A 25,746-nucleotide genomic window follows, 5' to 3' on the forward strand; every position below is an offset into this window, starting at 1 on the left:
TCACGCCGCCAGAAACTCCCCGATCCGCTCCACCGCCTGCCGCAACGGCGGCAGGAACTCCTCGGTCAGCCGGTTTAGCGGCACCCGCGCCGCCTTGACGCTGACGTTGACCGCGCCGCAGGCCTTGCCGCTGGCCGAGCGCACGGCCACGGAAATGGCGCGCACATTCAGTTCCAGTTCTTGGTCGACGACCGCATAGTCCTGCTCGCGGATGCGGGCAAGTTCCGCGCGCAGCCCGTCTTCGGAGATGATCGTGAATTCCGTGTATGGCTGCAGCTCGGTCGCGGCGAAATAGCGCGCCAGCGCCGGTTCCGGCAACTGCGCCAGCAGCACCCGCCCGATGGACGTGCAATAAGCCGGCAGCCTGCTGCCCAGCCCCATCGAGGTGGCCAGCAGGCGCGTGACTTCGGACCGCGCCAGATACAGCATTTCGTGGCCTTCCATGATGGCCAGGGCGCAGGTCTCGTTGATGGTGGCGCTGAGCTCTTCCAGCACCGGCTGCGCCAGCGAGACGAAGGGCGTGGACGAGAAGTAGGCGTAGCCCAGGCCCAGGATGCGTGGGGTTAGCACATAGAGCCTGCCGTGCTGCTCGGCGATGCCCAGCAGGATCAGGGTGTGCAGGCAGCGTTGCACCACGGCGCGCGGCAGGCCGGCGCGGCGGCTCAGTTCGGCCGCGGTTTGCGGATGGCGTCGGGTGCCGAAGGCGCGGATCACATGCAGGCCGCGCGCCAGCGTCAACATGTAGTCCGGATCGCCGCGCAGCTGGTCGGGATGATCTTCCGCCGCGAGCGGCGCGGCATAGCCGGGCGGGGGAAGATTGGGCCGCATCAGGCTGCGCGCAATGGCGCGCCGGTGCGCGCCTGGAGGGCTGAGAGGGTCATGCCGTCGATCATATCCCGAACCAGCAGCCCGTCCGGCGTGACCTCGATCACGGCCAGGTCGGTATAGATGCGGTCCACCACGCCGGCGCCCGTCAGCGGATAGGTGCAGCGCTCGACGATCTTGGGTTCGCCGCTCTTGCTGTTGTGTTCCATCATGATGTAGACGCTGCGCGCGCCCACCGCCAGGTCCATCGCGCCGCCCACGGCCGGTGCTTCCCCAGGCTTGGCCAGCGACCAGTTGGCCAGGTCGCCGTTGGCGGCGACCTGCATGCCGCCCATGACGCAGATGTCCAGGTGGCCGCCGCGCATCATCGCGAACGAATCCGCGTGATGGAAGTAGGCGCCGCCAGCGAGCAGGGTCACGGGCTGCTTGCCGGCGTTGATCAAGTCCAGGTTGATATCGGCGTCGGCGGGTGGCGGCCCCATGCCCAGGATGCCGTTTTCGCTGTGCAGCACGATCTCGCGGCCGGCGGGCAGGTGCGCGGCCACCAGCACGGGCATGCCGATGCCGAGATTCACGTAGCTGCCGTCGGGGATGTCCTGGGCCAGGCGGCGCGCCATGGCCTCGCGGGTCAGGGGTTGGAACATGCGGATTCCTTCTGGAGTGAACAGGCCCTAGCTGGAGAAGGCGGCGTTGGTCACCTGGGTGACGCGCTGGACGAAGATGCCCGGCGTCACCACCGCCTCGGGCGAGAGCTCGCCCAGCGCAACCTTGGCGCGCACCTGCACGATGGTGGTCTTGGCCGCCATGCACATGACGGGGCCGAAGTTGCGCGCGCTCTTGTTGTAGGTGAGGTTGCCCCAGCGGTCGCCCAGATCGGCCTTCACCAGCGCGAAGTCGCCATGCAGGGGAAGCTCGAAGACATGGCCGCGGCCGTCGATCATGCGCGTCTCTTTGCCGCGCGCCAGTTCGGTGCCGTAGGCCGTGGGCGTATAGAACCCGCCCAGGCCGGCGCCGGCCGCCCGCAGGCGTTCGGCGATGGTGCCTTGCGGCACGCATTCCAGTTCGATGCGGCCCTGGCGGTAGAGCTCGTCGAAGACCCAGGAGTGCGAGGCCTTGGGAAACGAGCAGACCACCTTGCGCACGCGCCCGGCCTTGATCAGCGCGGCCAGGCCGGTCTCGTGGTTGCCAGCGTTGTTGCTGACCACGGTGAGATCGCGCGCGCCCTGCGCGATCAGGGCGTGGATCAGTTCCGTGGGCATGCCGGCGCCGCCGAAGCCGCTGATCAGCACGGTGGCGCCGTCGTGGATGTCCGCGACGGCGGACTCGGGCGTGTCGTAGAACTTGTCGATCATGGTGGGGCTCCGCGTTCAGTCCACGGTGATGCGCGCCTGCTTGATGATCCCGGCGTAGCGCGTCGAGTCCGTCTTCATCAGTTCCGCGAATTGCGCGGTGGTGCCGCTGGCCGGCAGGAAGCCCGCGTCCAGGAACTTCTGCTTGACGTCGGGTTCCTTGACGATTTCGCTGATCTCGCGCGCCATGCGTTCGATGATGGGCGCGGGCGTGCCGGCCGGCGCCATCAGTCCGGCCCAGGACCCGGTGACGAAACCGGGTAGGCCGGCTTCCTCCATGGTCGGGATCGAGGGTTCGGTGGGCCAGCGTTGCTTGCCGGTGAACGCCAGCGCCTTCAGCCGGTTCTGCTTGACGTATTGCATGGGCACGAGAATGGGGTCGAACACCATCGAGACCCTGCCGCCCAGCAGGTCGGCCAGGATGGGCGCGCTGCCCTTGTAGGCCACGTGCGTCATGGTGATCTTGCTTTGCAGCGCGAAGTCGGCGCCGGTCAGGTGCGCGCTGGAACCGTTGCCGCTGGAGGCATAGGTGAGCTTGTCCGGATTCTTGCGCGCATAGTCGACCAGCTCGGCCACCGTCTTCACCGGAATTTCTTCCGCCACGAACAGGAACAGGGGCAGGTCGGCCATCTGCACCACCGGCGTCAGGTCGGCCGGCTTGTAGCCCAGCTTGTACAGATGGAAATTGATGATGTAGGCCGGAAGGATGGAAAGAAAGGTGTAGCCATCCGCCTCCGCCTTGGCGGCGATGGCCGAGCCCACGCTGCTGTTGGCGCCGGGGCGGTTTTCGATGATGATGGTCTGCTTCAAGCGCGGGCCGAGCTTGTCCATCACGATGCGGGTAACGATGTCGGTCGAGCCGCCGGGCGTGTACGGCACGATGACCTTGATGGGCTTGCTGGGCCAATCATCGGCCGCATGGACGGCGCCGGCGGCCAGGCCGGCGGCGGCCAGGGCCGTGCCCAGCAGGGTCTTGAGGGTGCTGCGGCGGGACTGCAAGGTGCTTGCATGGGGCATGGGTTGGTCTCCTCCATGAATCGGCCGCTATCGGAAGCGCGGCCGTTATTTTTGAGAGATCGCGGCGCCGGCAGCGGCGGGCCCGGGACGCGAAAAAAGTATGGCACCAAGGCAAGCGCCGATCGCGGCCCGGCGGACGGATAAAGTTCGTTCACCGGACAGCTCGGCAACCTTCTGGAACAGCGGCCTGTTCTCCGGGTTTCCACTAGGCGCCGTTGCGTTGTTCACGCCGTGGACATCGCTTAATCTGGCGGCCGGCCCAGTAAGGCAGGGCTCGGTTTCAAACGCAGCCGGCTTACAAGCCGGCGCGGCATCCCTCTCAGGAGTAGCGACCATGAAGCGTTCCATCTTGTTTGCAGCCAGCGCTCTTGCCCTGGCTTGCGCATCCCAGGCAGCGGTGGCGGGGCCCACCCTCGATGCCGTGAAGAAAAAAGGATTCGTGCAATGCGGCCTGACCGACGGCGTATCCGGCTTTTCGGCCACCAACAGCAAGGGCGAATGGGAAGGCATGGACGTGGACATCTGCCGCGCGGTTGCGGCGGCCGTGTTCGGTGATCCGACCAAATTCAAGGGCACGCCGCTGTCCACGCAGCAACGCTTCACGGCGCTGCAATCGGGCGAAGTGGACGTGCTGCTGCGCACCGTCACCTTGACGCAGACCCGCGACACCTCGCTGGGCCTGGCGGCGGTGGCCGCCAGCTTCTACGATGGCCAGGGCATCCTGGTGAACAAGAAGCTGGGCGTCAAAAGCGCCAAGGAACTCAACGGCGCCACGGTCTGCGTGCAGCCGGGCACCACTACCGAACTCAACCTGGCCGACTGGTTCCGCACCAACAACATCGAGTTCAAGCCGGTGGTGATCGACAAGGTGACCGAGGTCGTGCGCGCCTTCGAGTCGGGCCGCTGCGATGCCTTCACCGACGATTCCTCGCAACTGGCCGCAGTGCGGGCCACGCAGGTCGCCAAGCCGGACGACTACGAGATCCTGCCGGAGCGCTTCTCCAAGGAGCCGCTGGGCCCCATGGTGCGCCAAGGCGACGAGAACTGGCTGGGCATCGTGCGCTGGACGCTGTTCGCGCTGATGGAGGCCGAGGAATACGGCATCACGCAGAAGAACGTGGACGAAATGCTCAAGAGCAACAACCCCAACATTGCGCGCATCCTGGGCGTGACGCCGGGCGCGGGCAAGAACATGGGGCTGGATGAAAAGTGGGCCTACAACGCCATCAAGGCGGTGGGCAACTACAGCGAAGTGTTCGAGCGCAACGTGGGCAAGGACAGCAAGCTTGGCCTGCAACGCGGCACGAATGCGCTGTGGAACAAGGGCGGCGCCATGTATCCCTGGCCGATCCGTTAAGGTTCGCGCCCGTCGAGACGGCCCGGTATTCCGGGCCGTTTTTTTATGGCATCGCCACGCGATACGTTCGCACCGTAATGCGGTACGCTATGCGCTTTCCACTGGACGCCCCACGCGCCATGACGCAGACCCGAAACGCCGAGGATTCCCCATTGTTCATCGCCGCGCTGGCACGCGGCGTCTCCGTCCTGCGGGCCTTCAGCGAGGGGCAGCCGGCCATGACCCTGCCGGAATTGGCGGAAGCAACGGGCCTGAGCAAGAGTTCGGTGCAGCGCTTCACCCATACCTTGTGGACCTTGGGCTATCTGCGCAAGGATCCCTTGAGCAAGAAGTTCTCGCTGGGGCCCTGGTCGCTGGAGCTGGGCATGAAGTATGTGCAGACCAGCCCGCTGGTGCTGGGCGGCAATCCTTTCCTGCATACGCTCAACCGCAACAGCCAGGAAACCTGCAGTCTGGCCGAGCCCGATGGCCTGGACATGGTCTACGTGGCGCGCTTTGCCACCCACAAGGAAATGTTCGTGAACATGCCGGTCGGTATGCGGCTGCCGCTGTATTGCACGGCGGCGGGCAGGGCGGTACTGGCCAGGCTGGATCCCGTGGTCGCGCGCGGCCTCCTGGAGCGCTGCGACCGTAAGTCCTATACGGCGGCCACCATCACGGATATGGACGCGCTCCTGTCCGAGCTGGAGTTCGCGCGGCGCCACGGCTATGCACGCTCCAACGGCGAGTTCTATCCGGGGGACATCACGGTCAGCGCCGCAGTGCTGGATGCGGGGGGCACGCCGGTGGGGGCGGTCAACGTGTCGGTTCCGTCCAGCCGCTGGTCGTTCGAGCAGGCGCAGGCGGTGTTCGGCCCGCAAGTGGTGGAAACGGCGCACGCCATCAGCGCGTCGCGCACGCTGGGACGGTCGCGTCCCTACTACGAAATGGAGCCGCCGGGCGGCGCCTTGCGCGACGCCATGCCGTTCGCCAGCGACGACGCCTAAGTCCTGCCCAAGCCCCGCGCCAGCGCCTGCGCGCGGATGCGCTGAGCGTTTTATCCATACTGATTTAGTCGGATATAAAAATACCGATTAGGGGAAAATCCCTAATTGGCCGGGTGCTTGTATGCGCGCTAATCTTATTTCGACACGATCATATCGCACAGCGATTTGATCGAATCTAAATAATGATCCCGATCGTGATCGTGGGTACGCGTCGTCACACAGGAGCCGAGTTGTGCAGCAGCCAGCCGAAGTCTGTTTTCATCCCGTCGCCGGGTTCATGGGCCTGCCTTCCGTTCGCGCCGCCGGGTCGGGCGCGGCGCGGGCCTGCGTGGTGGGCATTCCCTTTGATTGCGGCACGCATCCGTTCCGGGTCGGCTCGCGCCAGGGGCCGGACGCGATCCGCGAGCAATCCAGGCTGTTGCGGCCCATCGACATCTTCCGGCGCCACGGCATCGATAACCCGCCGGAGTTCCTGCGCGCCATCGATGTGGGCAACGTGGCCTGCCATCCGGGCGATCCGGACGCATCCTATCCGCTGATCGAGGCCGGCATCGGCGCCATCCTGGATTCGGGCGCCATTCCCATTTCCATGGGGGGCGACGGCGCGGTCACCTTGCCGCAGCTGCGCGCCGTGGCGCGCCGCCATCCGGATTTCGTGGTGCTGCATTTCGATTCGCACACCGACACCTACCCCATTCCTGGCTACAACACGGCCACCACGTTCACGCGCGCCGCCGAAGAGGGGCTGCTGGACGTGGCGTCCAGCTTCCACGTCGGCACGCGCGGCAGTTCCTTCATGCCGGGCGTATTGGAGTTCGGGCGCGAGGTCGGGTACACGATCCTGCCTTACGACGATTTCGATCAGGACCAGAAGGGCGCGCTGGAACAGATCAAGCAGCGCATCGGCCAGCGTCCGGTGTACCTGTGCTTCGACATGGACATCTTCGATCCCTCCTGCGCGCCGGGCGTGTGCACGCCGGAGTGGGGCGGACTGACGGCCAAGGAAGGGTTGGCGTTGCTGCGCCAGCTCGCGGGCCTGAACTTCGTGGCGTTCGACGTCAACACCGTGTCGCCGCCGCAAGACGTGCAGGGAGCCACGGCCTTCCTGGCCGCCACCGTCATGCAGGAATTCTGCGCGCTGGCGGCGGTAGCGGTGCAGCAGTATCCGCAAGGGCGTCCGGCCTGAGCCGGGTCCGCCACGCCGATAACTTCATTCAAGGGGAAAACGATGAAATTCAAATCCATCCTGTTGAGCCTGGCCGCTGCCAGCCTGCTGGTCCATGCCGGCGCGCAGGCGCGCACGCTGGACGAGGTTCGCGCGGACCAGAGCCTGAACGTGGTTACCACGGCGTCCGCGCCGCCACACGGCTTCAAGAATCCGAAGTCGAACCAGCTGGAGGGCATCATGGTGGACGTGGCCGCAGGCGTGGCCAAGCACCTCAAAGTGTCGGACAAGCTGTCCGACGTGCCATTCTCCGGCCTGATTCCCACGCTGACCTCGGGCCGCGCCGACGTCATGTCCGCGCCGCTCTTCATCACCGAGGAACGCGCCCGCGCCATCGATTTCTCGGCGCCGGTCTATGAATGGGGCGAGGGCATCGTGGTCAGCGACAAGGCCGACAAAAAGTACGCCAAGTTCGAGGACATGAAAGGCCAGCGCGTCGGCGTGCTGGTGGACTCGGTGCAGTTCAACATGATCAAGGACATGCCCGGCACCAAGGTATCCACTTACCAGGACTACTCCACCCTGCTGGCAGACGTGCGCGCCGGCCGCATCGACCTGGGCATCGTGGATCCGCCCAGCATCATCTACCAGATCAAGACCAAGAACATCCCGGGCGTGAAGCTGGATACGGGCTATCAGCCGCAGCGCAAGTGGCAGGTGGGCATGGCCGTGCAGAAGGGCAATACCGCGTTGCTGGAGGCCGTCAACGGCGCGCTGGCGCAGATGAAGCAGAACGGCGAGCTCGCCGCCATCGGGCAGAAGTGGGGCGTGGCCGACCTGATGAGCAAGTAACGCCGCACCGGCACGGATAAGGAGCACGACTTGGATCTCGCGACCCTGCGCATGTACCTGGCCCCCCTTGCCGAGGGGACGGTCTGGACCCTGGCGCTGTTTTTCTGTTCGGCATTCCTGGCGGTGGCCCTGGGCCTGCTCGTCTGTCTGTGCCGCCTGTCGCCATCGCGGCTGCTCAGCCGCGGCGCGCGTTTCTACATCGACGTGATACGCGGCACGCCGCTGCTGCTGCAGCTGTTCTACATCTATTACGGCCTGCCCGAGATGGGCGTGGTCATCAACGGTTTCGTCGCCGGCGTGTTGGGGTTGACGTTGAACTTCGGCGCCTATCTCGCCGAGCTTTTCCGCAGCGGCATCCAGTCGGTAGATAGCGGCCAGTACGAGGCGGCGCGCGCGCTGGGCCTGGGCAAGGTGCAGCGGCTGCGCCGCATCGTGCTGCCGCAGGCGTTGCGCACCGTGTTCCCGGCGCTGGGCAATTACGCGCTGGTGCTGATCAAGGAAACCTCGCTGGTAGCCGTCATCAGCGTCTATGAACTGATGCGCGCCGGCGAAATGCTGGCGGGCGCCACCTTTCAGGCGTTGACCGTCTACACCATGGTGGGCGTCATCTACTTCGCCATGTGCAGCGTGCTGGCGTACCTGTTCCGCCGTTCCGAAAAGCGCTTGACCGTGCCGGGGTACTGGAGCGGCGCGGGCGAAAACCACGACATTTCCAAGGCCTGATGCGATGGATGGATTGAACTACGCCGCCCCTATCATCACCATGCAGGGCGTATGCAAATGGTATGGCGACTTCAAGGTACTGGACGACCTGGCGCTGGAGGTGCTGCCGGGAGAGAAACTGATCCTGTGCGGGCCGTCCGGTTCCGGCAAGTCCACCACCATCAGGCTGATGAACCGCCTGGAGGAACACCAGAAGGGCCGCATCGTGGTCGACGGCATCGAACTGAACGACGACCTGAAGAACATCGAACGCATCCGTGCAGAGGTTGGCATGGTGTTCCAGCACTTCAACCTGTTCCCGCATCTGACCGTATTGGATAACTGCACGCTGGCGCCGATGCTGGTGAAAGGCGTGCCGCGCGAGGAGGCCGAAGCGCGCGCCATGGAATACCTGGAGCGGGTGAAGATCCCGCAGCACGCGTCCAAGTATCCGGGTCAGCTGTCCGGCGGCCAGAAGCAGCGCGTGGCGATCGCGCGGGCCCTGTGCATGCGGCCCAAGATCATGCTGTTCGATGAGCCCACTTCCGCGCTGGATCCGGAGATGGTCAAAGAGGTGCTGGACACCATGGTGGCGCTGGCCAGCGACGGCATGACCATGGTGTGCGTCACGCACGAGATGGGCTTTGCGCGCGAGGTCGGCGACCGGGTGGTTTTCATGGACCAGGGGGCGATCGTCGAAGCGGACACGCCGGACAATTTCTTCCGCGCGCCGCGCACCGAGCGCGCGCAGGCCTTCCTTGGGCAGATACTGGGCTGAGGATGCCCCTGCAAATTCCGCTTGGCGGAACCTGCGGAATGGTTCCATGACGACGGCCTGAAATGGCTCTAGCCGGTTTCGGCTACGCTACCTATCATGCATGTCATGCGGGCGCACATGCGCCCATGCACCGCCCATGGAAAATGATCAGGGAAAAACGATGAACGGCGCTGATAGTCTTTGCGATACCTTGCTGGCCAACGATGTGGATGTTTGCTTCGCGAACCCGGGCACATCTGAAATGCACTTTGTCGCGGCATTGGATCGCAAACCGAAGATGCGTTGCGTGCTGGGCCTGTTCGAAGGCGTGGTGACGGGCGCGGCCGACGGCTACGCGCGCATGGCCGACAAGCCTGCCGCCACCCTGCTGCATCTGGGCCCCGGACTGGGCAACGGCCTGGCCAACCTGCACAACGCCAAGCGCGCCCGCACGCCCATGGTCAACATCGTGGGCGACCACGCCACCTATCACGTCCAGTACGACGCGCCGCTGACCAGCGACGTCGAGGGCGTCGCGCGTCCGATGTCGCATTGGGTCAAGCGCACCATGAAGGCCGCCGACCTGTCCGCCGATGCCGCCGAGGCCGTGGGCGTGGCGCGTCGTTCGCCGGGCAATATCGCCACGCTGATCCTGCCGGCCGACGCGGCCTGGACGGATCTGCCGGAAAACACCGCGCCGGTATTGGCCAAGAGCGAGGCCTTGGCCCAGACCTCGGCCGAGGCGGTGCGCGCGGCGGCCGCCGCGATCCGCTCGGGCGAAGTCACGACCCTGATGCTGGGCGGCACCGCGCTGCGCGAACGCGCGCTGAACGCCGCCGGCCGCATCGCGCGCGCCACGGGCGTGCGCTTGGTGTCGGAAACCTCGAACCGCCGCATCGAGCGCGGCGGCGCGCGCACGCCCGTCGACCGCCTGCCGTATCCCATCGACCTGGCGGTGGCCAAGCTGAAGGACGTGCGCCACCTGGTGCTGGTGGGCGCGAAGGCGCCGGTCGGCTTCTTCGCCTATCCGGGCAAGCCCAGCCTGCTGGCGCCGCCCGATTGCAAGCAGGTGGTGCTGGGCACGCCCGAGCAGGACCTGGCGCACGCGCTGGAATGGCTGGCTGATGAACTGGGCATCGCCCGGGACGCGCCGCGCCTGGCCGCGGCTCCGGCCAACTACGAGGTGCCGCAGTCCGGCAAGCTGACCGGCGCCGCCGTCAACGTGCTGGTCGCGCATCATCTGCCCGAGCAGGCCATTGTCTGCGACGAGTCCATTACCCAGGGCCGCGAATTTCCCATCTATAGCGCCAGCAGCGCGCCGCACGACTGGCTGATGCTGACCGGCGGCGCCATCGGCATCGGCCTGCCCATGGCAACCGGCGCCGCGGTCGCCTGCCCCGACCGCAAGGTCATCACCCTGCAGGCCGACGGCAGCGGCATGTACACCTTGCAGGCATTGTGGACGCAGGCGCGCGAGAACCTGGACTGCCTGACGGTGATCCTGGCCAACCGTTCCTATGCGACGCTGCACGGCGAGATGAAGAACGTGGGCGTGCTGGAGCCGGGCCGCAACGCCCGCCGCATGCTGGACCTTGAGGAACCGTACCTGGACTGGACGCATCTGGCGCGCGGCATGGGCGTGGAAGCGGTCAGCGTGGATACGGTGGAAGGATTCGCGCGCGCGCTGCAGGAAGGCCTGAAGCGCCGCGGCCCGTTCCTGATCGAAGCGGTGATCTAAACCCCCAGATAGCGCGTCAGCTGCTCCGGCTGCCGGGCCAGCGACGCGCTCTCGCCATCCTGCACGATCTGGCCTTTCTCCATCACCAGGCAGCGGTCGGTGTGTTCCAGCACCGCGCGGTAGTTGCGGTCCACGATCAGGGTGGACATGCCGCTGGCGCGGATCTGCCGGATGATCTGCCAGATCTCGGCCACGATCAGCGGCGCGAGGCCCTCGGTGGCCTCGTCCAGGATCAGCAGTTCGGGGTTGGTCATCAGCGCCCGGCCTATCGCCAGCATCTGCTGTTCGCCGCCCGACAACTGCTGGCCGCCGTGGCCCAGGCGTTCCTGCAGGCGCGGAAACACCTCCAGCACGCGGGCGTAGGTCCATTCCTGGCGGCCGTCCCGGCCCGCGCGCGCCGCCACCTGCAGGTTCTCGCGCACGTTCAGGTTGGGAAAGATGCCGCGTCCTTCAGGCACGTAGGCCACGCCCATGCGGGCGATGGCATGCGGCTGCGCGCGGGTGCAGTCGCGCCCGTCCACCCGCACACTGCCCTGGGCGCTTTTGACGTGGCCCATCAGGCTGCGGATCAGCGTGGTCTTGCCCATGCCGTTGCGGCCCACCAGGCCGACGGATTCTCCCGGCGCGATATGCATGTCTATGCCGCGCAGCACGTGGCTGGCGCCGTAATAGACGTGCAGGCCGCCGGCTTCGATCAATGCGGTCATAGCGGGGCTCCATGCGTCTCTTCGCCGAGGTACGCGGTGCGCACGTCGGGGTTGGCGCGGATCTCGTCCGGCTTGCCGCTGGCGATGGCGGCGCCGTTGACCATGACGGTGATGGTTTCGGCGACGCGGAAGACCGCGTCCATGTCGTGTTCCACCAGCAGGATGGCGTGGCCGGGCTTGAGCGCTTCCAGCAGTTCCAGGATGCGGTCGGTTTCCTCCGGTCCCATGCCGGCCAGGGGTTCGTCCAGCAGCAGCACCTGCGGCTCGCCCGCCAGGCACATGGCGATTTCAAGCTGGCGCTTGCGGCCGTGCGGCAGCAGCCCGGCCTCGCGCGCGGCCTCGTCGGCCAGTCCGGTGCGTTCCAGCGCGTGGCGCGCAAGGTCCGCGCTGTGGCGGCATTCCGCGGCCGAGCGCCACCAATGCCAGAAGCGCTGGCGGCGCGCCTGGGCGGCCAGCCTGCAATTTTCGAACACGCTCAGTTCGGGAAAGATGGTGGACCGCTGGTAGCTGCGGCCCAGGCCGGCGCGGGCGCGGTCGGGCTGGCGCCAGGCGGTGATGTCGCGGCCGCCCAGCATCACCTGGCCGCTGCTGGGCGCGAGTTCGCCCGACAGGATGTTGATCAGCGTGGACTTGCCCGCGCCGTTGGTGCCGATGACGGCATGGACCTGGCCGCGTCGCAATTGCAGCGACACGCCGTTGACCGCCGTCAGGCCGCCGAAGCGGCGCGTGACCGCGCTGGCGGCAAGCAGGACGTCAGACATGGGGCTCTCCCTGGATGGGCAGGCGGGCAGGGGCCGGCGGACGGCCGGAAGGGGCCGTGTCCGGCTTGGGCGCGGCATTGCGGGCGGCGTCGTGGCCCGGGCTGGGCGCAGCGTTGCGCGCCGCGCGCCGCTGGCGCAACTGAGCCGGCAATCCGGCCAGGCCATTGGGCAGCAAGGCCACCAGTGCGATGATGGCGATGCCCAGGGGCAGGTGCCAATGGCGCGCGTAGTCGCCGAACAGTTCCTGCGACTGGAACAGTTCCTGCAGCAGCACCAGTGCCACGGTGCCCAGCACCGCGCCGCCCAGGCTGCCCATGCCACCCAGGATCACCATCAGCAGCACCAGGCCGGATTGTTCCCAGGCCAGCAGCTCGGGCGTGACGAAGCCGTCCTTCAGGGCGAATAGAAAGCCGGCCAGGCTGGCCAGCGTGGCGCCCACCACGTAGGCAGCCAGCTTGTACGGATAGGTCGAGTAGCCGGCTGCGCGCATGCGCTGTTCGTTGATGCGGATGCCGGCCAGCGCGGCGCCGAAGGGCGAACGCCGCAGGAGCGCCAGAAAGCCCCAGGCCAGCGCCAGGCAGGCCAGCACGAAGAAATAGAAGGTTCGCGCATCGCTCAGGTCGAACGGCATCCAGCCGCCCACGGACAGCTCGGGCCGGAAGTACAGATAGATGCCGTCGCTGCCGCCGCCAATCTTGGTGTCGTGGAAAACGTAATACGCCATCTGCGAGAAAGCCAGGGTGACCATGATGAAATACACGCCGCGGGTGCGCAGCGCCAGCGCGCCAGTCACGAGCGCATAGGCCGCGGCGGCGAGCAGGGCGGCCGGCAGCAGCCACCACAGGCCCGCGGCCTCGGATTCCGGCGACAGCAGCGCCGCGACGTAGGCGCCGATGCCGAAGAAGGCGGCATGGCCCAGGCTGACCAGTCCGGCGCCGCCCACCAGCAGTTGCAGGCTGAGCGCGAAGATCGCGTAGATCATGATCTTGATCGCCAGGCCGGTGTAGTAGTCGCTGCCGTTCCAGGCAAAGGCGGCCAGGGCCAGCAGCGCCGCAATGGGCAATAGTCGGTTCAACATGGTCAGCCCTGCTTGAACAGCCCTTCGGGCTTGCAAAGAAGTATGAACGCCATCAGCAGGTACACCAGCACGCCTGCCGCGGACGGAAACAGCACCTGGCCGAAGGTTTCCACCACGCCCACCAGCATCGCGGCCAGGAAGGCGCCACGGATCGAGCCTATGCCGCCGATCACGACCACCACGAAGCAGATGATCAGCACGCCGTTGCCCATGCCGGGGTAGACCGAGGACACCGGCGCGGCGATGCTGCCCGCCAGGGCCGCCAGCGCCACGCCGGCCGCGAACACCAGGCGGTAGAGCTTGTTGATGTCTATGCCCAGCGAGCCGATCATTTCGCGGTTGCTGGCGCCCGCCCGCAGCATCATGCCCAGCCGCGTGCGGGTGATGACCCAGTACAGCAGCAGCGCCACCGCGATGCCAACGGCCGAGATGAACAGCCGGTAGACCGGATAGGTCATGACATCGCCCAGCGCGATGCTGCCCTGTAGCCAGGCGGGCAGGGGCACGCCGTGCACGTCGTTGCCCACCAGGATGCTGCGCAGCTCTTCGAAGACCAGGATCAGGCCGTAGGTCATCAGCACCTGCTGCAGGTGGTTGCGCTTGTACAGGTAGCTGAAGAATGCGGCTTCCAGCAGATAGCCCAGCGCGCCGGCGGCCAGCACGCAGATCGCCAGCGTGGCCAGGAAGCCGCCGCCCAGCCAGCGGTCGACGGCCGGTCCCAGCGCGAACGCCATGTACGCGCCTATCATGTAGAAACTGCCGTGGGCCAGATTGATAATGCCCATGATGCCGAAGATCAGCGTGAGTCCGCTGGCCACCAGGAACAGCAGCAAGCCGTACTGGAATGCGTTCAGGCTTTGGATGAGCAGGATGCTGATGTCCATGGGGCCTCCCTGTGGCGGATTGCGGTCAGCGTCAGAGCTTGCAGCCGCGGGCTGGATCGGCCAGCTTCTTCACCGCGACATCGACGACCTTGTTCTCCAGTCCATCGACGCGGCGCAGATAGATGTCCTGCACCGGGTTGCCGGCGCTGGACAGCGTGAAGGGGCCGCGCGGGCTGTCCACCGTGGCGCCGCGCATGGCCTTGCGGAAGTCCTCCTTCTTGGCGAAGTCGCCCTTGACCGCGGCCAGGCCCGACTGCATCAGCTGCGCCGCGTCATAGCCCTGCACCGCGTAAACGTCGGGCTGCGCCTTGTAGGCCTTGCTGTAGTCGGCGCGGAAGGCGTTATCGCGCGGCGTGTTCAGGCCGTCGGCATAGTGCAGGGTGGTCAGCAGGCCTTGCGCGGAAGCGCCCTGGGCCTCCAGCGTGCCGTCGGTGAGGAAGCCGGAGCCGTACAGCGGGATGGTCTTGCCCAGGCCGGCTGCATGGTAGTCCTGCACGAACTTCACGGCCCCGCCGCCTGCGAAGAACGTGAACACCATGTCCGGCTTGAGCGCCGCGATCTCGGTCAGCAGCGGCTGGAATTCCACGTTGGGAAACGGCAGGCTCAGTTCCTTCACGACCTTGCCGCCGGCCTTCTCGAAGCCTTCCTTGAAGCCGCCAATGGCTTCATCGCCGGCCGCGTACTTCCAGGTGATGGTGACGGCCGTCTTGTGGCCCTTGGCAAAGGCCACCGGGCCCATGGCGTAGGCGGGCTGCCAGTTGGTGAACGAGGTGCGGAAGATACCCGGGCTGCACAGCGGGCCGGTGATGGCATTGGCGCCCGCGTTGGTCACGATCAAGGTGGTGTCGGCATCCTTGGCGGCCTTGGCCAGCGCCATCGCCACGCCCGAGTGCACGGTGCCGATCAGCACGTCGACCTGGTCGCGCTTGATCAGGCGGTTGGCGTTTTCGGCGGCCTTGGCGGGATTGGACTCGTCGTCCACCTTGAAGTACTCGATCTCGCGTCCGCCCAGCTTGCCGCCTTGCTCGGCGACGTACAGCTTGAAGCCGTTCTCGATGGCGTTGCCCAGCGCGGCGTAGGTGCCGCTGTAGGGCAGCATGAAGCCGACCTTGATCTTGTCGGCGGCCTGGGCGCCGGTGGCGGCGAGCGTCAGAGCCGCGGCGAGCGCAGCCCGGGTCAGGGCGTAGTTCATGGTTAGTCTCCGTGCTTGTTATGGGCCGACGCGAGGTCAGCGGGGTTGTGCCAGGCCGCCGACGAAGCCGGCGATGGCCTGGATAACGCGGGCCGGCTGGTCCTTGTGCGCAGAATGGCCGCAGTCGGGGATTTCCAGCAGTTCGGTCAGGGGCGCGAGCCGGCGTATGCCGCGGATCTGCGCCAGGGTGCCGTATTCGTCGTCCAGGCCCTGGATGGCAAGCACCGGACAGGCGATGCGGGACAGGTATTCGTCCAGGTTCCAGCGGCGGAACGCGGGGTCCAGCCAGATGTCGTTCCAGCCCCAGAATGCCGAGTCCGGGTCCGCGTGATAGCGGCCCAGCCGGGCGCGCAGGTCGGTTTCCAGATAGGCCTGGCGCGCCTGCGCGATGCTGGCGACCGAGACGTCTTCGACCAGGATGTGCGGGGCCGCGGCCACCACGCCGGCGACGGCGTCCGGATGCATCGCGGCGTACAGCAGAGCGATGGAGCCGCCGTCGCTGTGGCCAAACAGTACCGGCCGGTCCCGCGCGGCGTCCACGTCCAGGGCGCGCAGCAAGGCGGGCAGCACCTCGCGCGCCTCGGTGTGCATGAAATCCACCGGCCGTTTTTCTTCGAGCGGCCGTGGCGTCGATTGCCCGTAGCCGTAGCGCGAGTACACCAGCCCCCGGCAGCCGGCCGCTACGCAGACGCGTTGGGGCCAGTCCTTCCACATGGACACCGAGCCCAGCCCTTCGTGCAGGAACACCAGCAGCGGGGCGCCGGCGCGATCGGACTCGAGCCACTGGCATTCCAGGCGCAGGTCGCGCCCGCCGGCATGGAACTCGGCAAAGACGGTCTCGGCCACGTCGCACGCGCTCATAGCGTGGCCTCTTCCAGCTGGCGCAGGCGGAAGCGCTGTATCTTGCCGGTGGCGGTCTTGGGCAGTTCCTCTGTGAAATTGATCTGGCGCGGATACTTGAACGGCGCCAGGTGCTGCTTCACGTAGTTCTGCAAGGCGGCGCCGGTCTGGGCGTCGGGCTCGAAGCCGGGGCGCAGCACCACATAGGCCTTGGTCTTGACCAGGCCGTCATGATCCGGCACGCCGATCACCGCGGCTTCCAGCACGGCTTCGTGCTGCACCAGGATGTTCTCGACCTCGACCGGCGACACGTACTGGCCGCTGACCTTGATCATGTCGTCGCTGCGGCCGGCATAGGTGTAGTAGCCGTCCGCGTCGCAGGTGTACTTGTCGCCGCTCTTGAGCCAGTCGCCCAGGAAGCATTGGCGGGTCTTGTCGCGGTTGTTCCAGTACATCAGGGCCGCGCTCGGGCCTTTGATGTAGAGGTCGCCGATGGCGCCGGGCGGCACCAGGGCGCCGCTGTCGTCGCGCAGCTGCACTTCATAGCCGGGCACCGGCTTGCCCGTGGTGCCGTAGCGCAGCTGCCCGGTCTGGTTGGAGATGAAGATGTGCAGCATCTCGGTGGAGCCGATGCCATCCAGGATCTCGCAGCCGAAGTGGCGCGTGTAGCGTTCGCCGATGTCGCGCGGCAGGGCTTCGCCGGCCGACGTGCAGATGCGCATGGCCACCTGTTCGCGCGGGGGCAGGTCGGGCGAGGCCAGCATGCTGGCGTACAGCGTGGGCACGCCGTAGAACACCGTGGGCCGGTGCCGGGTCAGGCGCTGGAACACCGCCTGCGGCGTGGGGCGTTCGCCCATCAGGATGACGGTCGCGCCGACCGATAGGGGAAAGGTCAGCCCGTTGCCCAGGCCATAGGCGAAGAACAGCTTGGCGGCCGAGAACACCACGTCGTCCTCGCGGATGCCGAGCACGGGCTTGGCATAGAGTTCGGCGGTATGCCACAGGTTGCCGTGGGTGTGGACCACGCCCTTGGGCTTGCCGGTGGAGCCGGAGGAATACAGCCAGAAGGCGATCTCGTCGGACAGGGTGCGCGCCGCGGGCGCAAGCGGCGCCGCCGCCAGCAGCGATTCGAATTCGCGCGCGGCCTCGGGCAGAGGGCCGGCCGGCTGCGAGACCACCAGATGTTCGACGTCGGCCGAAGCCTGCGCCAGCGCCGCCTGCACCACGGGCAGCAAGGTGCCCGACGCGAACACGGCGCTCACGCGGCTGTGGCCGATGATGTAGGCGTAGTCGTCGGCGGTGAGCAGGGTGTTCACGGCCACCGGCACCACGCCCGCATGCAGCGCGCCCAGGAATACCACCGGCCAGTCGACGCTGTCCTGCATCAGCAGCAGGATGCGCTCCTCGCGCCGCAGGCCCAGCTGGCGCAACGCGCCGGCCATGCGCGCCACCCGCTCCGCCAGTTCGCCGTAGCTGATCTGGCGCGTATCGTCGATGTAGGCCGGCTTGGCCGCGCGCGGCGCGTTGAGCGCCGCCAGGTGGCTGGCGAAGTTGAGTTCGGCGGGACAGGCGTTCACGGTTGTCTCCTGATGTCCTGTGGGTGGGGGCCGCGCTATGTGTGTTTTTCTGGCGGCAAGGCGGCGCTAGGACCGCGTGAATTCGATGGCGCCGCCCGGCAGTAGGTACAGCACCAGGGCGCGGCCGCCGCTTACGGTCGGACTGTGCGCGCTGCCGGGGCTGTAAACCAGCCAGCCAGCGCCTTGACCGTCGAAACGGGCGCCGTCGGTCAGCGGCATGATCATGTCGATCTCGCCATTGGGATGGGCGTGGTGGGGGCCGGCCAGGTCGTTCATGTCGACCACGTCCACCGAGCAGTCCGCCAGGTCCGGCGCCGGCTTGATGACGCGGCCGTAGCGGATGCCGCCGCCTTCGCGGTTGCACATCCAGCCCTCGGCCACGCCCTGCCTACAGGTGGCGTATATCTCCTGGAACAGGGCGCTTTGCGGACCGGCCTCGCGGTTCAGGCTTTCCTGCAGCGCGGCGTCCAGCGGCTGGCCTTGCGTCAGGCGCGCGACCTCGCGCATCAGGGCATGGAATTGGTCAGGCGTACTCACCGGGCTCCTCCTTTACACTGTCGGCGCTTCAGAATCGAGATGAAATCGACTGCTGTTTTTTTGCGCATGAGCCGAGCCGCTTTGGACTCGATGAAGGAAAAATAGTGCTTCCATTGATTAGGGTCAAGCACTATAGTGCATAAAACGTGGTAATCAGGGTTTTTGCGGAGTCACGTAAACATGAATCAAGCGCTAGACGCGGCGCCATCCGAACCCAGGCGGGAAGCGTTCCTGGTGGCATTGGGCGAGCGGGTGCGCCGCCTGCGGGCTATACGCGGCATGACCCGCAAGAGCCTGTCGCAGGTGACCGGCGTATCGGAACGCCACCTCGCCAACCTGGAGCACGGGGTGGGCAACGCCTCCATCCTGGTGCTGCTCCAGATCGCCCGGGCCTTCAACTGCGCGCTGGCCGAACTGGTGGGCGACGTCACCACCGAATCGCCCGATTGGCTGCTGATACGCGAACTGCTCAGCGGCCGCACGGAATCCGACCTGCAGCGCGCGCGCGAGGCCCTGACCCAGCTGTTCGGGGTGGGAGCGGGCGCGCAGCGCCCCAATCGCACCCAGCGCGTGGCGCTGATCGGCCTGCGCGGCGCGGGCAAGTCCACCTTGGGCCAGATGCTGGCCGACGATCTCGGCTATCCCTTCGTGGAGCTGAACCGCGAGATCGAGCGCGTGGCGGGATGCAGCATCCTGGAGATCCACAATCTGTACGGCCCCAACGCCTATCGCCGCTACGAACGGCGGGCGCTGGAAGAAGCCGTGCAGATCTACCCGGAAATGGTACTGGCCACGCCAGGCGGGCTGGTGTCCGAGCCCGCCACGCTGAACCTGCTGCTGGCGCATTGCTATACGGTTTGGCTGCGCGCCACGCCCGAGGAGCACATGGGCCGGGTCATGGCGCAGGGCGACTTCCGCCCCATGTCGGGCAACAACGAGGCCATGGCCGACCTGAAGCGCATCCTGGCCGGGCGCGAGGCCTTCTACGCCAAGGCCGACTTGACCTGGGTCACCAGCAACCTGGAGGTGCAGGAGAGCTTTGCCGGCCTACGTACCCAGGTGCGCAAAGCCTGCGGCCTGCCGCTATAGGCTGGCTCGATGCCGGCCTGGCCGGCAATATGCATTTTTGTGCATGCCCCGCTTGACGGGGCTTTTTTTGTCCTCTAATCTGCACAATAATTCATGTAGTGCAGTATTTTTCCTGTTTTGGCAGGCGTACGAGGAGACACACTATGAGCAGCACCCTCAATCGGGTTGATTTCCGGACCGATCCCGAGCAGTACCGCCACTGGCGCCTGAGCTTCGACGGCCCGGTTGCCACGCTGGCCATGGATGTCGCCGAGGACGGCGGCCTGCGTCCGGGCTACAAGCTCAAACTGAATTCCTACGACCTGGGCGTGGACATCGAACTGCACGACGCCTTGCAGCGCATCCGTTTCGAACATCCGGAAGTACGCACCGTGGTCGTGACCAGCATGAAGGACCGCATTTTCTGTTCCGGCGCCAATATCTTCATGCTGGGTTTGTCCTCGCACGCCTGGAAGGTGAACTTCTGCAAGTTCACCAACGAAACCCGCAACGGCATCGAAGATTCCAGCCGCCACAGCGGGCTGAAATTCATTGCGGCGCTTAATGGCGCTTGCGCCGGGGGCGGTTATGAGCTGGCGCTGGCCTGCGACGAGATCATGCTGATTGACGACCGCTCGTCCGCCGTCGCGCTGCCCGAGGTGCCGCTGCTGGGCGTGCTGCCGGGCACCGGCGGCCTGACCCGCGTGACCGACAAGCGCCGCGTGCGCCACGACCACGCCGACATCTTCTGCACCCTGGTCGAAGGCGTGCGCGGCCAGCGCGCCAAGGACTGGCGCCTGGTGGACGAGGTGGTCAAGCCGGCCCGCTTCGAGGAGGCCGTGCGCGAACGCGCGCAGGCGCTGGCGCAGGGCAGCGACCGCCCGGCCAGTGAGCAAGGCATCGCGCTGACGCCGGTGCAACGTACCGAAAGCGCCGACGGCCTTTCCTACCGCTATGTGGATATCCAGTTGGACCGCGAGAAGCGCCAGGCCACCTGGACGGTCCGCGCGCCCGAAGGCGCGGTGGAAACTGAACTGCGGGACATCGTCGCTGCCGGCGCCGCCTGGTGGCCCTTGCAAATGGCGCGCGAACTGGACGACGCCATCCTGACCATGCGCACCAATGAGCTGGACATCGGCACCTGGACCCTCAAGACCGAGGGCGACGCCGCGTTGGTGCTGGCTGCCGATGCCGCCCTGCAACAGCATGCCGACCACTGGTTCGTGCGCGAAACGGCCGGCATGCTGCGCCGCACGCTGGCGCGCCTGGACGTCACCTCGCGCAGCCTGTTCGCGCTGATCGAGCCGGGCTCCTGCTTTGCCGGCACCTTGCTCGAACTGGCGCTGGCCGCCGACCGCAGCTACATGCTGGACAACGAGGACGAATCCGCGCCCGCACAGATCGTGGTGGGCGCGCGCAATTTCGGCGCCTATCCCATGGTCAATGGGCAGAGCCGGCTGCAGCGCCGCTTTTACGAAGAGGAAGGCCCCTTGGAAGCGGTGCGCGCGCGCGCGGACCAGCGGCTGTCGGCCACGCAAGCGCTGGAGCTGGGCCTGGTCACCTACGCGCCCGACAACATCGATTGGGACGACGAGGTGCGAATGATGCTGGAAGAGCGCCGCGCGCTCTCGCCCGACGCCCTGACGGGCCTGGAAGCCAATCTGCGCTTCGGCGGCCAGGAAACGATGGAGACCCGCATTTTCGGCCGGCTCACCGCCTGGCAGAACTGGATCTTCAACCGCCCCAACGCCGCTGGCGACAAGGGCGCGCTCAAGCTGTACGGCAAGGGTGAACAAGCCGCATTCGACTGGAACCGGGTCTGACGGCCCCGCGACACCGCGCCGCGTGACCGCGGCCATCCCAAGGAACAGGAGCGAGACATGTCTGGAATCAACTACAGCGATAAGATCCCCAACAACGTCAATCTGTCCGGCGACCGCACCTTGCAGCGCGCGCTGGAGCATTGGCAGCCCAACTACCTGCAGTGGTGGCAGGACATGGGACCCGACGGCTCCCATGGCTTCGACGTCTACCTGCGCACGGCGGTCAGCGTGCAGCCGGACGGCTGGGCGCACTTCAACCACGTCAAGATGCCGGATTACCGCTGGGGCATTTTCCTGGCGCCGCAGGACGGCCAGCGCAAGATCCATTTCGGCGAAAACATGGGCCGCGACGTCTGGCAGGACGTACCTGGCGAGCACCGCGCCAACCTGCGCCGCATCATCGTCACGCAGGGCGACACCGAGCCGGCTTCGATCGAGCAGCAGCGCCACCTGGGCCTGACTGCGCCATCGCAGTACGACCTGCGCAACCTGTTCCAGATCAACGTCGAGGAAGGCCGCCACCTGTGGGCCATGGTCTACCTGCTGCACCGCTACTTCGGCCGCGACGGCCGCGAAGAGGCCGATGCGCTGTTGCAGCGCAGCTCGGGGGATTCCGACAACCCGCGCATCCTGGGCGCATTCAATGAGAAAACGCCCGACTGGCTGGCCTTCTATATGTTCACCTACTTCACCGACCGCGACGGCAAATTCCAGCTGTGCGCGTTGGCGGAGTCCAGCTTCGATCCGCTGGCGCGCACCACCAAGTTCATGCTGACCGAGGAAGCGCACCATATGTTCGTGGGCGAGTCCGGCATCTCGCGCGTCATCCAGCGCACCTGCGAGGTCATGAACCAGCTCAAGACCGACGATCCGGCTAGCGTGCGCGCGGCCGGCGTGATCGACCTGCCCACCATCCAGCGCTATCTGAACTTCCATTACAGCGTCACCATCGACCTGTTTGGCGCGGACCAGTCGTCCAATGCCGCCATCTTCTACGGCTCGGGCCTGAAGGGCCGCTACGAAGAGAGCAAGCGCACCGACGACCACCAGTTGAAGAACGACACCTACCGCGTGCTGACCGTGGAAAACGGCCAGCTGCGCGAGACCGAGGTGCCGATGCTGAACGCCTTGAATGAAGTGCTGCGCGACGACTTCATCCGCGATTCGGTCGCCGGCATCGGCCGCTGGAACAAGGTCATCGAAAAGAGCGGCGTGCCGTTCCGGCTGCAGGTGCCGCACAAGGCCTTCAACCGCCAGATCGGCACGCTGGCCGGCATACGCATGTCGCCCGAAGGCGAGATCCTTTCCGAAGCGCAATGGCAGGCCAACAGCCACAAGTGGCTGCCCACGCCCGAGGACCGCGCCTTCGTCGCATCGCTGATGGGCCGCGTCACCGAGCCGGGCAAGTTCGCCAACTGGATCGCGCCGCCCGTCATGGGCATCAACCGCCAGCCGGTGAATTTCGACTACGTCCGTTTCAACTAAAGCGGGGCGGCGGCCGCGCCCGCGGCCGCCTACCGGAGCATGGGGAAGACCGAGATGAACGCTCCCTTACCAGCAGAAGTCCTGAAGCAGCATCTGATCGATCCCGAGATCTGCATCCGCTGCAATACCTGCGAAGAAACCTGTCCGATCAAGGCGATCACCCACGATTCGAACAACTACGTGGTGGATCCCGAGATCTGCAACGGCTGCATGGCCTGCGTGCCGCCTTGCCCCACGGGGGCCATCGACAATTGGCGGCTGATGGTGCGCACCGAAGCCTATGGCCTGCAGGAACAACTGGGCTGGGAAGAACTGCCGGGCGAGAAGGCGCTGCCTGAAGCCATGGCCGCAGCCCCCGCAAGCGACGAGCCGGATGCGGCCGAGGCAGCCATTGCGTCGCCGCCGTCCGTCGCGCCCGGCGCCACCGTTCCGCCCTGGTCCGCGGCCCATCCCTACGTCAACCTGTACACGCACAAGGCGCCGATGACGGCGACCGTGGTCGGCAACTACCGGGTGACCGGCGCCGACACGGAAAGCGACATCCACCATATCGTGCTCGACTTCGGCGAACTGCCGTTTCCGGTGCTTGAAGGGCAGTCCATCGGCATCCTGCCGCCGGGCGTGGACGCGCAGGGGCGGGCGCATCACGCACGCCAGTATTCGCTGGCCAGCCCGCGCGACGGCGAGCGGGCGGGCTACAACAATCTTTCGCTGACGGTGAAGCGCGTCACCGAGGACCATGCGGGCGCGGCCGCCCACGGCGTGTGCTCGAACTACCTGTGCGACCTGGCCAAGAACGACAAGGTGCAGGTGATCGGGCCGTTCGGGAATACCTTCCTGATGCCCAACCATCCCCGCGCCAATCTGATCATGATCTGCACCGGCACGGGTTCGGCGCCCATGCGCGCCATGACGGAGCGCTACCGCCGCCGCATCGAGACCGGCGAAAACGGCAGGCTATTGCTGTTTTTCGGCGCGCGTACCGAGCGCGAACTGCCGTACTTCGGGCCGCTGATGAAGTTGCCGCGCGACTTCATCGATATCAATCTGGCGCTGTCGCGCGAGGCCGGACAGCCCAAGCGCTACGTGCAGGACCTGATCCGCGACCGCGCAGGCGCGGTGCGCGAACTGCTGGCGGACCGCAACACCTGCATCTACGTGTGCGGGCTGAAGGGCATGGAACTGGGCGTGCTGGACGCCCTGCGCGAAGTGACGATGCAAGCGGGCCAGGATTGGTCTATCCTGCATGATGCGTTGCGCCGCGAAGGGCGCCTGCATTTCGAAACGTACTGAATCCACAAACATGCGTGGCAATCGGCGCGCCATGGCGCGCCGATTTCATTTGCGGGGGGGAAACCACAAAATGAAGTTCGCCGAGTTCAAGGACGGCATGATCATCAAGGGCGGTCCGGTCACAGTGACGGAGCCCGAGATCCTGGAGTTTGCACGCAAGTTCGATCCCCAGTGGTTCCACACCGATCCCAAGCGCGCCTCGGAAGGCCGCTGGGGCGGACTGATCGCCAGCGGCTGGCACACCTGCGCGCTGGCCATGCGCATGGCGGTGGACGCGGCGCTGCACGATTCCGAATCCTTCGGCTCGCCCGGCCTGGGCGAGGTGCGCTGGCGCACGCCGGTGCGTCCCGGCGACACGCTGCGCCTGGAAGCGCGCGTGCAGGGCGTGCGGACCTCGTCGTCGCGCCCGGACCTGGGCATCATCACCTGGGCCTGGACGGTCCTGAACCAGCACGACGAAGGCGTGCTGGAACTGGACGCGACCAGCCTGTTCGACCTTTCCGGCGAGAACTGAGCGTTGCGCCGTGAGACCTCGGGGCTTCAGGGTCCGAGGTCCGGGGCCGGACTCATGCCCGCGGTCGCGTCCTCGAACCCGCCGCGCTAGCGCTTGGCTGCCTGCTTGAGAATGGCGGCCGCGTCCGGACCGGCTGCGGCCTTCCATGCAGTTACCGAGTCCGCAGCCGCATCCTTCAGCGCCTTGCGCACGGGCAGGGGCACGGACGTATTGATCGCCACGCCATTCTTGCGCATGTTGGCGTAGTTCTGCTGCAGTCGCCCGTCGATGCGCTTCCATTGATCGGTTTCGGTCTGCGCCGCGGCCTGGTCGATGGCGCGGCGCGTGCGCGCGTCCAGCGCCTGATAAGCCTGCAGGTTCATCGTCGCCACCGAGATCGGCATGGCGTAGTTGATCTCGGCGAAGTTGGGCAGGTGTTCCCACAGCTTGCGGCCTGCGCCGCCGTCGCCCGACGACAGCACCGCGTTCACTTCGCCCGAGGCGATCAGCGGCATCGCATCCGCAAAGGAGACATTGCGCGCCTGGGCGCCGGCCTTCTGCATGACGTCCTGCGAGGTGGCGTCGTAGGTGCGGATGCTCAGTTTTTTCAACGCCGCCACGCTGTCCAGCTTCTGCTTGGACCAGATGCCCGACGCCGGCCAAGGCGTGGTGTAGAGCAACTTCTGCCCGTGCGCCGCCAGCAGTTTTTCATACGCGGGCCTGGCGGCCTTGTTCAGATTGCGGGCCTTGGACAGAGAGTCCGCCAGAAAGGGCAGGGACGACACGCCGAACAAGGGGTATTTGGTGGCCAGCGCGCCGGCGAAAGCATCGCCCGCATCCACCTTGCGCGCCTGCACCGCATCGATCATATCGGCCGACTTGATCCCCTTGGATGCGTCATAGCTGGCGTCGATGACCACCTTGCCCGCCGTCTTGGCGCGGACCAACTCGGCAAAGGTGGAGACGCCTTGCCCGGGCATGGAGGTGGCCGGGTATTCGGTGGTCATCGTGAGGGTGGTGGCGGCGTAGGCGCCATGGGCGACGAACGCCATGGCGACGCCCGTCATCAGGCGTAGAGTAGGACAGCCTTGCATGCGCGGCTCCTGGTCGGGTGGGAAACCTGGTCCGGACACGGGGGCGCGGGAGCGCCGGGGCGCACGTGCCTGGCCGATGCCGCAAAGCGTACGGCTTGCGCAAGGGCTCGCCTATACGGGCTTTCGGCAATGTGCGGGTTGTTGCGGAGCAGCGGCCGAGCGCCGA

At 66.4% G+C, this 25,746-nt stretch carries 25 protein-coding genes; 12 read left to right on the forward strand and 13 right to left on the reverse strand.

Annotated elements, in window-relative coordinates; all coding sequences use genetic code 11:
• From AC3WOB_RS24850 to AC3WOB_RS24865, 4 genes are read right to left on the reverse strand one after another with little or no spacing between them, the layout of a single operon-like run.
• Positions 1 to 828: an IclR family transcriptional regulator domain-containing protein gene (locus AC3WOB_RS24850; RefSeq protein ID WP_013395668.1), complete on the reverse strand. Its 828-nt coding sequence runs from the start codon at positions 826 to 828 to the stop codon at positions 1 to 3.
• On the reverse strand, positions 828 to 1,469 hold the full coding sequence (locus tag AC3WOB_RS24855) for a 3-oxoacid CoA-transferase subunit B (RefSeq protein WP_013395667.1): 642 nt from the start codon (positions 1,467 to 1,469) through the stop codon (positions 828 to 830). The genes AC3WOB_RS24850 and AC3WOB_RS24855 overlap by 1 nt, the downstream gene beginning before the upstream one ends.
• A 27-nt stretch (positions 1,470 to 1,496) precedes the next feature.
• On the reverse strand, positions 1,497 to 2,177 hold the full coding sequence (locus AC3WOB_RS24860) for a 3-oxoacid CoA-transferase subunit A (protein ID WP_492276491.1): 681 nt from the start codon (positions 2,175 to 2,177) through the stop codon (positions 1,497 to 1,499).
• Between the two features lie 15 nt (positions 2,178 to 2,192).
• Entirely contained in the window at positions 2,193 to 3,191 is a 999-nt protein-coding gene (locus AC3WOB_RS24865) for a Bug family tripartite tricarboxylate transporter substrate binding protein (protein WP_013395665.1), read from the reverse strand.
• A gap of 334 nt (positions 3,192 to 3,525) precedes the next feature.
• On the opposite strand from AC3WOB_RS24865, the gene AC3WOB_RS24870 reads away from it, so the two are divergent.
• The 7 genes from AC3WOB_RS24870 (at position 3,526) to AC3WOB_RS24900 (ending at position 10,748) form a co-directional block, all read left to right on the forward strand.
• The gene (locus AC3WOB_RS24870; protein ID WP_013395664.1) at positions 3,526 to 4,548 is read left to right on the forward strand and encodes an amino acid ABC transporter substrate-binding protein; all 1,023 of its coding nucleotides are present in this window, start codon (positions 3,526 to 3,528) and stop codon (positions 4,546 to 4,548) included.
• A 119-nt stretch (positions 4,549 to 4,667) separates the two neighbouring features.
• Complete coding sequence (locus AC3WOB_RS24875; RefSeq protein ID WP_492276492.1) at positions 4,668 to 5,534, forward strand: IclR family transcriptional regulator; 867 nt, start codon at positions 4,668 to 4,670, stop codon at positions 5,532 to 5,534.
• A gap of 277 nt (positions 5,535 to 5,811) precedes the next feature.
• Positions 5,812 to 6,720, forward strand: a complete 909-nt coding sequence (locus AC3WOB_RS24880) for an arginase family protein (protein ID WP_041656097.1) — start codon at positions 5,812 to 5,814, stop codon at positions 6,718 to 6,720.
• A 42-nt stretch (positions 6,721 to 6,762) separates the two neighbouring features.
• Complete coding sequence (locus AC3WOB_RS24885) at positions 6,763 to 7,551, forward strand: ABC transporter substrate-binding protein (protein WP_492276493.1); 789 nt, start codon at positions 6,763 to 6,765, stop codon at positions 7,549 to 7,551.
• Positions 7,552 to 7,581: 30 nt separating this feature from the next.
• Complete coding sequence (locus tag AC3WOB_RS24890; RefSeq protein ID WP_013395660.1) at positions 7,582 to 8,274, forward strand: amino acid ABC transporter permease; 693 nt, start codon at positions 7,582 to 7,584, stop codon at positions 8,272 to 8,274.
• 4 nt (positions 8,275 to 8,278) lie between these two features.
• The gene (locus AC3WOB_RS24895; protein WP_013395659.1) at positions 8,279 to 9,031 is read left to right on the forward strand and encodes an amino acid ABC transporter ATP-binding protein; all 753 of its coding nucleotides are present in this window, start codon (positions 8,279 to 8,281) and stop codon (positions 9,029 to 9,031) included.
• 160 nt (positions 9,032 to 9,191) lie between these two features.
• Positions 9,192 to 10,748, forward strand: coding sequence for an acetolactate synthase large subunit (locus tag AC3WOB_RS24900; RefSeq protein ID WP_207465481.1), 1,557 nt, complete (start codon positions 9,192 to 9,194; stop codon positions 10,746 to 10,748).
• Here AC3WOB_RS24900 and AC3WOB_RS24905 read toward each other — a convergent pair.
• The 8 genes from AC3WOB_RS24905 to AC3WOB_RS24940 all read right to left on the reverse strand — a co-directional run bounded on the left by AC3WOB_RS24905 (position 10,745) and on the right by AC3WOB_RS24940 (position 18,324).
• A complete protein-coding gene (locus AC3WOB_RS24905; protein ID WP_492276494.1) occupies positions 10,745 to 11,455 on the reverse strand; it encodes an ABC transporter ATP-binding protein in 711 nt (236 codons plus the stop codon). The two genes, AC3WOB_RS24900 and AC3WOB_RS24905, sit on opposite strands and share 4 nt — an antisense overlap.
• Positions 11,452 to 12,216: an ABC transporter ATP-binding protein gene (locus AC3WOB_RS24910; protein ID WP_013395650.1), complete on the reverse strand. Its 765-nt coding sequence runs from the start codon at positions 12,214 to 12,216 to the stop codon at positions 11,452 to 11,454. Before AC3WOB_RS24910 ends, AC3WOB_RS24905 begins: the two co-directional genes overlap by 4 nt.
• Positions 12,209 to 13,294: a branched-chain amino acid ABC transporter permease gene (locus tag AC3WOB_RS24915; RefSeq protein ID WP_492276495.1), complete on the reverse strand. Its 1,086-nt coding sequence runs from the start codon at positions 13,292 to 13,294 to the stop codon at positions 12,209 to 12,211. Before AC3WOB_RS24915 ends, AC3WOB_RS24910 begins: the two co-directional genes overlap by 8 nt.
• Before the next feature lie 2 nt (positions 13,295 to 13,296).
• Entirely contained in the window at positions 13,297 to 14,178 is an 882-nt protein-coding gene (locus AC3WOB_RS24920) for a branched-chain amino acid ABC transporter permease (protein WP_013395648.1), read from the reverse strand.
• Between the two features lie 31 nt (positions 14,179 to 14,209).
• On the reverse strand, positions 14,210 to 15,370 hold the full coding sequence (locus AC3WOB_RS24925) for an ABC transporter substrate-binding protein (protein WP_492276496.1): 1,161 nt from the start codon (positions 15,368 to 15,370) through the stop codon (positions 14,210 to 14,212).
• 36 nt (positions 15,371 to 15,406) lie between these two features.
• Entirely contained in the window at positions 15,407 to 16,231 is an 825-nt protein-coding gene (locus AC3WOB_RS24930) for an alpha/beta fold hydrolase (RefSeq protein WP_492276497.1), read from the reverse strand.
• Entirely contained in the window at positions 16,228 to 17,787 is a 1,560-nt protein-coding gene (locus AC3WOB_RS24935) for a benzoate-CoA ligase family protein (protein ID WP_013395645.1), read from the reverse strand. The genes AC3WOB_RS24930 and AC3WOB_RS24935 overlap by 4 nt, the downstream gene beginning before the upstream one ends.
• Before the next feature lie 66 nt (positions 17,788 to 17,853).
• A complete protein-coding gene (locus AC3WOB_RS24940; protein ID WP_492276498.1) occupies positions 17,854 to 18,324 on the reverse strand; it encodes a DUF4863 family protein in 471 nt (156 codons plus the stop codon).
• 180 nt (positions 18,325 to 18,504) lie between these two features.
• Here AC3WOB_RS24940 and AC3WOB_RS24945 point away from each other — a divergent pair, with 180 nt between their 5' ends.
• The 5 genes from AC3WOB_RS24945 (at position 18,505) to AC3WOB_RS24965 (ending at position 24,507) form a co-directional block, all read left to right on the forward strand.
• Entirely contained in the window at positions 18,505 to 19,413 is a 909-nt protein-coding gene (locus AC3WOB_RS24945) for a helix-turn-helix transcriptional regulator (RefSeq protein WP_006221123.1), read from the forward strand.
• A 143-nt stretch (positions 19,414 to 19,556) separates the two neighbouring features.
• Positions 19,557 to 21,215, forward strand: coding sequence for a 2,3-epoxybenzoyl-CoA dihydrolase (boxC, locus tag AC3WOB_RS24950; protein ID WP_013395642.1), 1,659 nt, complete (start codon positions 19,557 to 19,559; stop codon positions 21,213 to 21,215).
• A gap of 57 nt (positions 21,216 to 21,272) precedes the next feature.
• A complete protein-coding gene (boxB, locus tag AC3WOB_RS24955) occupies positions 21,273 to 22,700 on the forward strand; it encodes a benzoyl-CoA 2,3-epoxidase subunit BoxB (RefSeq protein ID WP_492276499.1) in 1,428 nt (475 codons plus the stop codon).
• A 54-nt stretch (positions 22,701 to 22,754) separates the two neighbouring features.
• Entirely contained in the window at positions 22,755 to 23,993 is a 1,239-nt protein-coding gene (gene boxA, locus AC3WOB_RS24960) for a benzoyl-CoA 2,3-epoxidase subunit BoxA (protein WP_013395640.1), read from the forward strand.
• A gap of 70 nt (positions 23,994 to 24,063) precedes the next feature.
• On the forward strand, positions 24,064 to 24,507 hold the full coding sequence (locus tag AC3WOB_RS24965; RefSeq protein ID WP_207465459.1) for a MaoC family dehydratase: 444 nt from the start codon (positions 24,064 to 24,066) through the stop codon (positions 24,505 to 24,507).
• A gap of 86 nt (positions 24,508 to 24,593) precedes the next feature.
• Here AC3WOB_RS24965 and AC3WOB_RS24970 read toward each other — a convergent pair whose 3' ends face one another.
• Entirely contained in the window at positions 24,594 to 25,580 is a 987-nt protein-coding gene (locus AC3WOB_RS24970) for a TRAP transporter substrate-binding protein (protein WP_492276500.1), read from the reverse strand.
• Between the last annotated feature and the right edge of the window lie 166 nt (positions 25,581 to 25,746).

It is taken from the genome of Achromobacter sp. FW305-C-30-7 (assembly GCF_058783105.1).